Origin of the sequence: Methylobacterium sp. ARG-1, assembly GCF_001262595.1 — a bacterium.
Classification (GTDB): domain Bacteria; phylum Pseudomonadota; class Alphaproteobacteria; order Rhizobiales; family Beijerinckiaceae; genus Methylobacterium; species Methylobacterium brachiatum.
The window spans coordinates 142,170-153,756 of sequence record NZ_LHCD01000003.1; the positions used below are offsets into that span (position 1 = coordinate 142,170).

General features: G+C 71.1%; 10 protein-coding genes. 4 read left to right on the forward strand and 6 right to left on the reverse strand.

Annotated elements, in window-relative coordinates; genetic code table 11:
- Nucleotides 1-1,542, reverse strand: a complete 1,542-nt coding sequence (locus AKJ13_RS04390) for a sodium:proton antiporter (protein ID WP_050732263.1) — start codon at nucleotides 1,540-1,542, stop codon at nucleotides 1-3.
- A 45-nt stretch (nucleotides 1,543-1,587) separates the two neighbouring features.
- Complete coding sequence (locus AKJ13_RS04395) at nucleotides 1,588-3,039, reverse strand: carbohydrate porin (protein WP_050732264.1); 1,452 nt, start codon at nucleotides 3,037-3,039, stop codon at nucleotides 1,588-1,590.
- Nucleotides 3,040-3,160: 121 nt separating this feature from the next.
- Here AKJ13_RS04395 and AKJ13_RS04400 point away from each other — a divergent pair, with 121 nt between their 5' ends.
- Entirely contained in the window at nucleotides 3,161-4,756 is a 1,596-nt protein-coding gene (locus AKJ13_RS04400; RefSeq protein WP_050732265.1) for a gamma-glutamyltransferase family protein, read from the forward strand.
- A gap of 64 nt (nucleotides 4,757-4,820) precedes the next feature.
- Here AKJ13_RS04400 and AKJ13_RS04405 read toward each other — a convergent pair whose 3' ends face one another.
- The 3 genes from AKJ13_RS04405 to AKJ13_RS04415 all read right to left on the reverse strand — a co-directional run bounded on the left by AKJ13_RS04405 (nucleotide 4,821) and on the right by AKJ13_RS04415 (nucleotide 7,404).
- Entirely contained in the window at nucleotides 4,821-5,675 is an 855-nt protein-coding gene (locus AKJ13_RS04405; protein ID WP_050732266.1) for a class I SAM-dependent methyltransferase, read from the reverse strand.
- A gap of 13 nt (nucleotides 5,676-5,688) precedes the next feature.
- Nucleotides 5,689-6,198, reverse strand: a complete 510-nt coding sequence (locus AKJ13_RS04410) for an OsmC family protein (protein WP_050732267.1) — start codon at nucleotides 6,196-6,198, stop codon at nucleotides 5,689-5,691.
- A 72-nt stretch (nucleotides 6,199-6,270) separates the two neighbouring features.
- Nucleotides 6,271-7,404, reverse strand: coding sequence for an 8-amino-7-oxononanoate synthase (locus AKJ13_RS04415; RefSeq protein WP_050732268.1), 1,134 nt, complete (start codon nucleotides 7,402-7,404; stop codon nucleotides 6,271-6,273).
- A 398-nt stretch (nucleotides 7,405-7,802) separates the two neighbouring features.
- On the opposite strand from AKJ13_RS04415, the gene AKJ13_RS04420 reads away from it, so the two are divergent.
- The 3 genes from AKJ13_RS04420 to AKJ13_RS04430 all read left to right on the forward strand — a co-directional run bounded on the left by AKJ13_RS04420 (nucleotide 7,803) and on the right by AKJ13_RS04430 (nucleotide 10,302).
- Nucleotides 7,803-9,068, forward strand: a complete 1,266-nt coding sequence (locus AKJ13_RS04420) for an adenosylmethionine--8-amino-7-oxononanoate transaminase (protein WP_050732269.1) — start codon at nucleotides 7,803-7,805, stop codon at nucleotides 9,066-9,068.
- A gap of 133 nt (nucleotides 9,069-9,201) precedes the next feature.
- On the forward strand, nucleotides 9,202-9,591 hold the full coding sequence (locus AKJ13_RS04425) for a response regulator (RefSeq protein ID WP_050732270.1): 390 nt from the start codon (nucleotides 9,202-9,204) through the stop codon (nucleotides 9,589-9,591).
- A 165-nt stretch (nucleotides 9,592-9,756) separates the two neighbouring features.
- Nucleotides 9,757-10,302, forward strand: a complete 546-nt coding sequence (locus tag AKJ13_RS04430; RefSeq protein WP_230366872.1) for a MarR family transcriptional regulator — start codon at nucleotides 9,757-9,759, stop codon at nucleotides 10,300-10,302.
- A 27-nt stretch (nucleotides 10,303-10,329) separates the two neighbouring features.
- Here the strand turns inward: AKJ13_RS04430 and AKJ13_RS04435 are convergent, their stop codons facing one another.
- Nucleotides 10,330-11,541 carry a GTP-binding protein gene (locus tag AKJ13_RS04435; RefSeq protein ID WP_050732271.1) on the reverse strand — a complete coding sequence of 404 codons (1,212 nt, stop codon included), beginning with the start codon at nucleotides 11,539-11,541 and terminating at the stop codon, nucleotides 10,330-10,332.
- Nucleotides 11,542-11,587: the final 46 nt, after the last annotated feature.

Sequence of the window (11,587 nt, forward strand, 5' to 3'; positions counted from 1 at the left end):
TCACGTCTCCGTCTCGGCTTTCGGCGTCGCGTTGAGTTCGGCCCAGTCGAACTCCTCTTCCAGCAGATAGTAGGCGTCGTCGCCGATCCGGCCCTGGCGGCGCAGGGTCAGGACCGCGTTGCGGGCGGCCTCCACCGAGCGGCGGCGGGCCGCGTCCGAGGGCAGGCTCTCGGGGGCCAGGCCCTCTTCATGGGCCTCGGCCTCTTCGAGGGCCGAGCGGAACTCCGCGCGCAGGGAATCGATCGCCGGCTCGTCGCCGGCTTCCGACAGACTCTCGAGGGCGGCCTTGTAGGCGGCCGCGCGCGCCCAGCCCACTTCCCGCCCGACCGGGTCGTCGTCCTCGAGCTTCAGATGTGCGAGCAGCGGGCGCAGGGTCAGGCCCTGGACGATCAGCGTGCCGAGCACGGTGAAGAAGGCGGTGAACACCACGAGGTCCCGGTGCGGGAACTCCATCGGCAGCGCCAGGGCGGCCGCGACCGTGACGATGCCGCGCATCCCGGCCCAGGACAGAGCGAGCCCAGGCCCGAACTTCGCGCGCGCGCCGGCCTGACGCAGGCCGAGTCCCTTGAGGCCGGTGGTGGGCAGGACCCAGATCAGCCGCGTGATCACCACGGTGGCGAAGATCGCGGCGGCCAGGAACATGGCCTGCCAGGCATCCGCACCGGTCAGCCGGTCTTGGATCGGGTCGATCTGGATGCCGATCAGGATGAAGGCCAGGACGTTGAGCACGAACACGGCCGTGTCCCACACCGCGTAGGAGATCACCCGGGTGCGCGGCGCCGTGATTCCAGGCGCCCGCCGGGCGACCGTGACCGCGAAGGTCACGATGGTCAGCACCCCCGACATCTCCAGCTTTTCGGCGGCGAGCCAGATCCCGAAGGCGGCGACGAACTGCATCACGATCGTGCTCGCCGGGTCGGTGACGCGGCGGGTCAGGGCGACGAAAGCCAGACCGAGGGCGGGCCCGGCCACCAGGCTCGCCACCACGCCGATCAGGAAGGCGGGGGCCACCTCGGCCGGATGGAAGCCGTCGGACATCGCGGCCGCCACCGCCAAGCGGTAGATGATCAGCGAGGCGGCATCGTTGAGCAGGCTCTCGCCGCGCAGGATCGTGGCGAGCCGGTGCGGCATCGGCGCGTGCTTCAGCACCGCGAGAGCCGCCACGGCATCGGGCGGCGCGACCACGGCGCCGAGCACGATGCAGGCCGCGATCGGCATGTCGGGCACGATCAGATGGGCCACGAACGCGACGGCGAGCGTCGTGACCGCCACCGCGCCCACGGCCAGCCCGAACACCGCGCGCCAGTTCTCCTTCATGTCCCGCACGGAGGCATCGAAGCCGGCATCGAGCAGGACGGGGGCGAGGAACAGCGCCAGTGCCAGTTCGGGGTCGAGCCGCAGGTTCGGGACGCCAGGCACGAAGGCGAGGCCGACGCCGCCCAGGGCGAGGAACGCCGGGTATGGCGCACCCAGCCGCCGCGCCAGCGCAGCCAACAGGACGGCGCCGAACAGGACGCCGACAACCCATTCGAAGATCACCATAGGTCTGAAAGAGGGCGCGCACCGCGACCGTTCCAGACTTAGACCTCAGTACTGCACGGTCGCGCGCACGCCGAGCACCGCCGCATTGCGCAGCCGGCGCCCGTCCGGGCCGGCCACCCCGGCGCCCGGATGGAAGACGTACTGGACATCGGGCTGCACCGTGAAGCCCGGAACCACCACGGCCTGGTAGGTCGCCTCCAGCACCGTCTCGGCCCGGCGCCGCGGCATCGGGACGCCGGTGTAGACAATCGTGTCCCGGTCGGCCCGGCGGGCGTCGTCGCTGATCCGGGCATGGGCGAGGCTCACCCCGACCGTGTCGTCGTCGCGGCCCTCGAACAGGCCTTTGTAGGCCAGGCCGGTATCGACATAGGCGTCGATCAGGCTGGAGCGGGTCGGCGAGTAGGCGGCGCGCACGAAGAAGCCCAGGCCCTCGTCGTCCTTGCCGGATTCCCGGTACAGGGTCTGGTCGTAGACGGCGTAGAGGCCGGCATTGCCCCGCAGGGGACGGCCGATGCCGCTGGCGTTCGGGTCGGCCAGCGGCACGCCGGTGATGTCGAAGCGCAGGCTGTCGAACCGGCCGAAATGCTGCCAGCCGCCGAGGGTGATGTCGCCGGGCAGACCCTTGGCCTTCGGCTCGATGTTGTACGCGTAGGTCGCCTCGGCGACGATCAAGGCCGGATCGTTGGTGCGGAAATTCGTGCCGGTGCGGTTGAGCCGCTGCGCTTCCGGATCCTGGCCCGGACGGTTCGCCCCGGCCGGATCGCCGTCATAGAGCCCGACCTGGAGCGAGAAGCCGTTGCCCGGCGCGTATTTGGCCCGGATCGCGGGGGCCGAGAGCGGATAGGCCGGGCCGCCGCTTGGCAGGTCGAGCCCGGTGATCGCCGGCCAGCCGAAGGTCGCGTTCACGAACAGGGTCGCGGTCTGGCTGACGAAGAATTCCGTGTCTGCGGCCTGCTGGCCGATCCGGAGGCCGAGCTGCCCGTCCATCAGGCTCTGGTCGAACCACAGGACGTAGAGGCGGCTCGACGGCAGCGCCTCGATGACGCTCGTGGTTAGCAGGTCGCCGACGTAGTAGCGCGACAGGCCGGTGCCGTGGATGAAATAGGCGTTGGCGTGGATGGTCGCGCCCTCCCAGCCCGCCAGCCGGTCGAGATCGAGGTTGAGCCGCAGGTTCAGGCGATCCTCGACGATCGCGCCCTGCCGGATGCCGCCGGTCGGGTTGCCCAGCACGTCGGCGATGTAGGTCAGGCTGTACTCGATGCCGCGCGCCTTCAGCACCGGGCGGATGCCGAGGGGATCGCCGAGCGACCCGAGCGAGGGCTCGATCGACCGGACATAGCCGCCGGAAGCCTGGCTGGTGCTCTCCGGCTGGGAGACTGAGATGCGCGGATCGGCGCCCGCGCCCTCGTAGACGGTGCGGACATGCTGCTGGGCCGCGGCAGGCGCGGCGGCGAGGGCGAGCCCGACCGTGAACCGGGGCAGGAGCTTGAACGACATCAACCGCTTCCGCGCGACAGGCGCCCGTTGTCCTAGCATCGGACGGCCCCCACGGAGCGCAGCACCTTGCGGCGGCCGCGCTCTTGCCTAACGCTGCGACCGGAACACCACAGGACCCCCGATGACTGAGACTCCCGTCTTCACCGACAGCGCCGTCGCCGCCCCCCATCACCTGGCCGCCTCGGCCGGCCGGACCGTGCTGGCCCAGGGCGGCAACGCCATCGAGGCGATGGTCGCGATGGCGGCCTCGATCGCCGTGGTCTACCCGCACATGAACAGCATCGGCGGCGACGGCTTCTGGCTGGTGCGCGAGCGTGGCGGCCGGGTGCGCGGCATCGAGGCCTGCGGGCCAGCCGGGCGGCTCGCCACGATCCAGCGCTACCGCGAGAAGGGCTACGACGCGATCCCGTCCCGCGGCCCCGACGCCATGGTGACGGTGGCGGGCGCAATCGGCGGCTGGGACCTGGCGCTGGCGCTCTCCAAGGCGCTCGGCGGCCGCCTGCCGCTGGACGTGCTGCTCGCCGACGCGATCAAACAGGCCCGCGACGGCGTCCCGGTCTCGCCGAGCGAGGAGCGCTACAAGCCGCAACCCGGCGACACCCTGCACGAGGCCCCGAACTTCGCCGCGACCTTCCTGAAGGACGGCAAGCCCTATCAAGCGGGCGAGATCCGGACGCTGTCGGCCCTCGGGGCGACCCTGGAGCAGCTCGCCCATGCCGGCCTCGACGATTTCTACCGGGGCGATATCGGCCACGAGATTGGCACCGACTTGGAACACCTCGGCGCGCCAGTGACTCGGGCCGACCTCGAAGCCTACCGGCCGGCCGAGCGCGCCCCCCTCGCCCTGCGTCGGCGCGACGCCACGCTGTTCAACTTCCCGCCCCCGACCCAGGGGTTGGCGGCCTTGATCATCCTGGGATTGTTCGACCGGCTGAACGTCGCCGCCCCGGAGAGCCTCGCGCATTATCACGGGCTGATCGAGGCGACGAAGCGCGCCTTCGCAATCCGTGACCGGGTGGTGACCGATTTCGGCCGCCTGCGCCACGACCCGGCCGATTTCCTGTCGCCGGCCTTCCTCGCCACGGAAGCCGCACGCATCGACATGAAGCGCGCGGCCTCGGTGCCCCTGCGCGATTCCCCCGGCGACACGGTCTGGATGGGGGCGATCGACCGGGACGGGCTGGCCGTCTCCTACATCCAGTCGGTCTACTGGGAATACGGCTCCGGGGTGGTGCTGCCGCGGACCGGGATCGATTGGCTCAACCGCGGCGTCTCGTTCTCCCTGGACCCGAACGCCGTGAACCCGCTCGAACCAGGCCGGCGCCCGTTCCACACCCTGATCCCGGCGCTCGCCGCCTTCGATGACGGCCGGGTGATGGCCTACGGCGCGATGGGCGGCGACGGCCAGCCGCAATTCCAGGCCCAGATTTTCTGCCGCTACGCCGATTACGGCGTCTCCGTCGCCGACGCGGTCGATGCGCCGCGGCTGCTCTACGGCCGCACCTGGGGGGCGCCGTCGCTCAGCGTGAAGGTTGAGGATCGGTTCGACCCGGCGATCCTGTCGGCGCTGGAGCGCATGGGCCACCAGATCGAGCCGGTCGGCGTGCCCTACAGCGACACGCTGGGCCATGCCGGCATGCTCGTCCGCCGCGCCCGGGACGGGCGGATCGAGGCGATGCACGACCCGCGCTCCGACGGCGGCGCGCTGGGTTTCTGAGGGTGCATCACCGTTGTCCGAAAGCCGGCAACCGGCTTTCGGGATGATGCTCCAAGGGCGCGGCTCAGCCCGCCTGGACCAGCCAGCAGGCGGCGCGCAGGCGCACGGTGCCGCCCTCCGCATGCGGCGTCAGGGCCGCGGTGACGGCGGCCTCGGCCCGGGCGCGCAGATCGGGCTCGGCCTCGCGGACGAGATGCGCGGTCGGCCCGAGATTGAGCGCGACATGCGCCGCGGCCTGCGCCGCCTCGGCATCGGTGGCGCCCCGGCCGAGCACCACGTCGCGATCGACCGCATCGCAGGCCACGGTCCCGAAGCCGGCGCCGCGCAGCAGGGCGACCAGCGGATCGGCCGCGGCGAAGCGGAACGGGCCGGGCGTGTCCGGCTGCGGGGGCGGCGGGATCTCGGGCAGGAGCGGCAGCACCGCCTCGCGGGGCACCGTCACCCAGAGGTTTTCGGGGAGCGCACGCCAGCACAGGAAGGTCAGCCGACCCTCGGGGTGCAGCATCCGCCGGATATTGGCGAAGGCTCGGGCCGAGTCCGGAAAGAACATCACCCCGAAGCGCGACAGGGCCCGCCCGTAGGCGCCGAGATCCGCGGTCTCGACATCCGCTTCGACGAACCGGATCGGCGCGGCACCGGTCTCGGTCTCGGCGCGGCTTCGGGCCACCGCCAGCAACGGCGCCGAGATGTCCGCCCCGGTCACGGCGCCCTCGGGCCCGACCCGGCGGGCGGCTTCCAGGGTCGTGGCGCCCGAGCCGCAGCCGATATCGAGCACGGACTCGCCGCTGCGCAGAGCCGCGCGCTCGAACAGGGCCTCGATCAGCGGTGCGAACACCGCGTCGAGGACCGCCTGGTTGCGGGCCCAGCGCGCGCCGACCTCGCCGTTCCAGTACTCGGTCTGGGTGATGCCGCCGGCCATCGCCGTCCTCCCGTCAGGCCGTCGTGGCCGCGACCGACAATTCGGGCTTGTGGTTCAGGGTCTGGAAGACGACGCAGTAACGCTCGGTAAGTTTGAGCAAGTGCGCGAGCTTGTCCTCCGGCGCGTCGGTGTCCAACGCGAAGGACAGCCGAATGCTGCGGAAGCCCACCGGCGCTTCCTTGTCGACGCCGAGCGTTCCGCGAAAGTCGAGGTCACCCTCGGCGCTGACCGTGCCGGAGCGCAGTGGGATCTCCAGCGCGGTCGCCACCGCTTTCAGGGTCACGCCCGCGCAGGCGACCAGGGCTTCGAGCAGCATGTCGCCGGAGCAGAGCTCCAGCCCGGATCCGCCGGTGGCCGGGTGCAGCCCGGCTTCCGCGATGGCACGGCCGGTCTCGACCTTGCAGGCGATCTTGGTGTCGTCGAGCGTACCCCGGGCCTTCAGGGTGATGACCGCCGCATCCGGCGTGGCGCGGTACTGGTCCTTGATCGGAGCCTGGAGGGCTCGCAACGCGGTGGCGTCCATGGGCCGTCGTCCTCTCGATGTCCCGGGCTCCTCTTGGGCGGGAGCGTCCCGGATGACGTATAGGGGTGCCGCTCAGGGACGGGAAGCGCGGCCCGTCAGCGCCGCCACCGCGTCGGCGAGGGCATCGACCTGCGCCTCCGCGTGGGCCGCCGAGAACGCCACCCGCAGCCGCGCGGTCCCGGCGGGCACGGTCGGCGGCCGGATCGCCACCACCAGGAAGCCGTCGGCCTCGAGCGCCGCGGAGATGTCGAGCGCTGCCTGCGCGTCGCCGACCAGAACCGGCACCACGGCGCTCTCGGCCTCGGGCAGGCCCAGGCGGGCTGTGAAGCGCCGGGCGAGCGCCAGCGGCCGGGCCCGGCGCGCCGGCTCCTCCTCCAGGATCACCAGGGCTTCGAGCGCTGCGGCGGCCGAGGCCGGGGGCAGGCCGGTGGTGTAGACGAAGCTCCGGGCGCGGCTGGTCATCAGGTCGACCACCGGCCGCGAGGCGCACAGATAGCCGCCATAGGAGCCGAGCGCCTTCGACAGGGTGCCCATCTCCAGCGGCGCGCGCGGCCCGTCCTCGACCACGCCGATCCCGTGGGCGTCGTCGACCAGCGTCCAGGCGTCGAAATCCTCTGCGACGCCCAGGAGATCCCCGAGCGGGGCGCGGTCGCCGTCCATGCTGAACACCCGCTCGGTCAGGACCAGGGCGCGGGCGTGATGCGGGCGGTGCTCCGCCAGCTTTGCCGCGAGGTCGGCCGGATCGTTGTGGCGGAAGGTCAGGACCTTGGCCCCCGACAGCCGCGCCCCGCCCCACATGCAGGCATGGGACAGCTCATCCAGCACCACGAGGTCGCCGCGCCCGGCCAGCGCCGGGGTGATCCCGAGATTGGCGAGATAGCCGCTGCCGAAGACGAGCGCCGCCTCGGTGCCCTTGTGCTGCGCCAGCCGCGACTCCAGCGCGCCGAGCACCGGATGGTCGCCGGTGACCAGCCGCGACCCGCCCGCCCCGGCGCCATAGGCCGCGACCGCCTCCTGCGCGGCGGCGATGACCCGCTCGTGATGCGACAGGCCAAGGTAGTCGTTGCACGAGAACGACACGAGCGCCCTGCCCCGCCGCGCCGCCGCAGCTCCGGTGCCCCGATCGGTCGGCGTAAGCCGCCGCCGCAGGCTGCCGGCCTCCAAGGCGTCGAGTTTGGTGCGGGCGAAGGTGTCGAGGCTGTCCATTGGGTGGGTGATGGGGCCGCGGGGGTGGTGGATGTCAAGGTGGCGGCCAGTACCGAGCGGCCTTGATCCCCCTAGGGACGGTCGCGCTGACCCGACGTCGTCCGGTGTCCCTCGCCGCCCCGAGCGGCTTCTGCACGCGGTTCCCCTGCGCCATCGTCGCCGAAAGGTAAATGAACAGGCCAGCGGCGTGATGAAGCCAGCCGCGGTCGATGCGATCGCCGTCCCATTCAGCGCCGTGGCCGACAGCTTGGTGCGCTCGTTATGAACAAGGCTCATCGACGGTCGTGCGGACGGGAATCAGCATCTTCGCCGGTGACCGATACCGGTTCCGCTCGGTCCGCGCGCTCTGTCGCGTGCTCGCTTGACCACCCCCGCCCCGCCCCCCATCCCTCCTACCCATGACGTCCGACCTATCCCGAAAGAACCTCTGGCGGCCCTATACGCAGATGCGGCTGGCGCCGCCTCCCCTGGAGGCGGTGGCGACGCGGGGCAGCCGCATCACGCTGGCGGATGGCCGCGAATTGGTGGACGGTATCGCCTCCTGGTGGACAGCGGTGCATGGCTACAACCATCCGCACATCGCCCAGGCGGTGGCCGACCAGTTGGCCATGATGCCCCACGTGATGTTTGGTGGGCTGACCCATGCTCCGGCCGAACGTTTGGCGGCGCGGCTCGCCGCGCTGCTGCCGGGGGATCTCGACCACGTCTTCTTCACCGATTCGGGCTCGGTCGCCGTCGAGGTCGCGCTGAAGATGGCGGCCCAGATGTGGCTCAATCGTGGGGTGAGCGGACGGACCAGGGTCCTGGCCTTCCGGGGCGGCTATCACGGCGACACGATGGGTGCGATGTCGGTCTGCGATCCCGAGGAGGGCATGCATCGCCGTTTCGGTGCCTACCTGCCCAGTCAGGTTTTTTGTGACTTGCCGCGGGGCCAAGCCGAGACCGAGGCGCTCGATGCGGCCCTCGCCGCCCATCGCGAGACGTTGGTCGCCGTGATCGTCGAGCCCCTGGTCCAGGGCGCGGGCGGCATGATCCTGCACCCGCCGGAGGTGCTCGCCACGGTCGCGCGCCTCGCCCGCCGCCACTGCCTGCCGCTGATCGCCGACGAGATCTTCACCGGGTTCGGTCGCACCGGCAGCCTGTTCGCCTGCCAGCAGGCCGGGATCGTGCCGGACATCCTGTGCCTGTCGAAGGCCCTCACCGGCGGCACGATGGCGCTCGCCGCCACGGTCGCTCGGACGGAGGTGTTCGAGGCGTTCTGGTCCGAGGATCCGGCGGCGGCGCTCATGCACGGCCCGACCTTCATGGCCAATCCGCTCGCCTGCGCGGCCGCCAATGCCAGTCTCGACCTGTTCGAGACCGAGCCGCGCCTCGATCAGGCCGGCGCCATCGCGCGTCGGCTGACGGAGGGGCTGGCCGGGCTCAAGGGCTTGCCCGGGATCGCCGATATCCGGGTGCTCGGTGCCATCGGGGCGGTGCAGTTCACGGCAACGCCCGACCTCGCCGCGCTGAAGGCGGCCTTCCTTGCGCGGGACGTCTGGGTGCGACCGTTCGGCGACATCGTCTATCTCACCCCCGCCCTGACCATCCCGGAGGCGGATCTCGATCGGCTGATCGAAGCGCTCGTCGCCGTCGTCCCCGGGCAGGCTGCGGCTTTGTCCTGACGATATCAGGCTGACGATCCCGGGCGGTGCCGCCGCGACGGCCTGCAACCTGGAACCGTTTCTGCCGTTGGGCTCACGACGGACAATGCGTGCGGTGGCCCCCGCGGCCGGACGCTGCCGGAGGGAGTGCACAGTGGCGAGCGAGCAGACGGTTTCGGGCGGCGATCGGCCGGTGATCCTCCTCGTCGAGGACGAGGCGCTGACGATCATGGACCTCGGGGACGTGCTCGAGGATGGTGGCTACGACACGGTGCAATGCGCCTCCGCCGAGCGGGCGCTCGGCATTCTTCAGGCGCGCCCGGATATTTGCGGGCTCGTGACGGACGTTCAGCTGTCGGGGAAGACCGACGGGTTCGATCTGGCGAGCGCGGTGGCCGAGGCCCGTCCGCAATTGCCGATTCTGATCGTGTCGGGTCGGGCGGCTCCCGATCCGGCCCGGATGCCGGCTCATGCCGACTTCATCGCCCGCCCCTGCACGGGCGAGGACATCCTGGACCGCCTGAAACGCCTGATGTCCTGCTGAAACGGGCGCTTATCCATCCCCGTCATCGCAGCGTCACCGGCCCGCGCCACAGGATCCCGGGCGGCCGTGTGATGGGGGTGGATCGTGCAGCTTCAGGATGGTCCGGCGGCCGCCGGCATAGATGCGGGCGCTCCGGTGGGCGACAAGCAGAAACGCGATCGTGAGATCAAGGATGCGGGCGCCTCGGAAGGGTCGTCCAAGAAGATGCGGCCGCCCGGCGTGCGCAGCGTCGGCTGGGCCCTGGTCCAGGCCGCGCGCCTGCACCGGGCCCGCACCGGCGACCGGTTGGCGAAGCTCGGCCTGTTCGCCGGGCAGGAACAGGTCGTGCAGGCGCTCGCTGCGGCCGGCACCATGACGATGGGTGACCTCGCTGCCCTCCTGCGGGTACGCCCGCCCACCGCCTCCAAGACGGTCACCCGGCTGGCGGCTCTGGGCATCGTCGAGCGCCGGGCCGAATCGGGCGACGGGCGCGTGGTCCGGGTTCAGCTCACCGAGGCCGGCCTGGCTAAAGCCGAGGCGATCGAGCGGATCCAGGAGGAGGTCGAGGCCGAGTTGCTCGATCATCTCGACAAGACCGACCGGCGTCGCCTGCGCAAGCTCCTGCGCAAGGCCGCCCGCGGCCTCGCCGAGGCGGCCGGCGCGTCCGGCCAGATCACCGAGGTCGACGCCGAGATCGAGGCCGAGGACGAGGCCGAGGCGATTGCGGTCTGAGGCGACGCGTTAGGCTGACGCGGCGAGTCAGGCCGCGCGCCGCCAGGACGGGAACGGGTCCGGCAGGTGGCGATAGGCTTCGGGGTCGAAGGGCGCATCCTCGCCGGTCTCGACCAGGCAGGCATCCAGGGCGGCGGTAAGGGCGTCCCGGTCCATGCCGGTGCCGATGAAGACCGGTTCCTGGCGGCGGTCGCCCCAGACCTCGCTCCAGACCGTGTCGAGGCGCCGCCGGAACTCGGGCGCCTCCGGCCAGCGCCGGCGCGGCACGGCCGACCACCAGAACCCCATCGCGGAGACCCGCGCCACGGCGCCCGCCAGTGAGAAATCCCCGACCCAGTCCGGCCGCGTCGCCAGCCAGAAATGCCCCTTGGCCCGGATCAGGCCCGGCCAGGTCGCGTTGACGAAAGCGTTGAACCGCTCCGGATCGAACGGCCGCCGGGCGCGGTAGACGAAGGACGAGATCCCGTATTCCTCGGTCTCCGGCACGTGATCGTGGGCGCCGTAGAGCGCCTTGAACCAGAGCGGGTGCGCCTTCTCTTCGTCGAACAGCCCGGTATCGAGGATCGCATCCAGGGGCGCGCGCCCGTGATCGGCCTCCAAGATGCGGGCGTCGGCGGTCAGGCCGCGCACCACCGAGCGGACCAGGGCGAGGTGCTCGGCGGAAACGTCTTGGGCCTTGTTGATCACCACCACGTCGGCGAACTCGATCTGCTCCACCAGCAGGTCGACCAGGGTGCGGGTATCCTTGGCCCCGGCGGTCTCGCCGCGCTCGCGCAGGAAGGCGGCCGAGCCGTAATCCTTGAGCAGGTTCATCGCGTCGACCACGGTGACCATCGTGTCGAGGCGGGCGATGTCCGAGAGCGAGCGGCCGGCCTCGTTCCGGAACGCGAAGGTCGAGGCGATCGGCAGCGGCTCGGCGATGCCGGTGCCCTCGATCAGGAGGTAGTCGAACCGCCCCGCCTCGGACAGGCGGCGGACCTCGTCGAGCAGGTCGTCCCGCAGGGTGCAGCAGATCCAGCCGTTGGTCATCTCGACCAGCGTCTCGTCTGTCCGGGACAAATCGGCGCCGCCGGCCCGCACGAGGTCGGCATCGATATTCACCTCGCTCATGTCGTTGACGATCACGGCGACCCGGCGGCCGTCGCGGTTGTTCAGGGCATGATTGAGCAGGGTCGTCTTGCCGACCCCGAGGAAGCCGGAGAGGACGGTGACGGGAATGCGAAGGTCAGGCGGTGTCATGCCCGGAAAAAAATGTTATAACGTTGCAAAATTAACGTTGAGACGG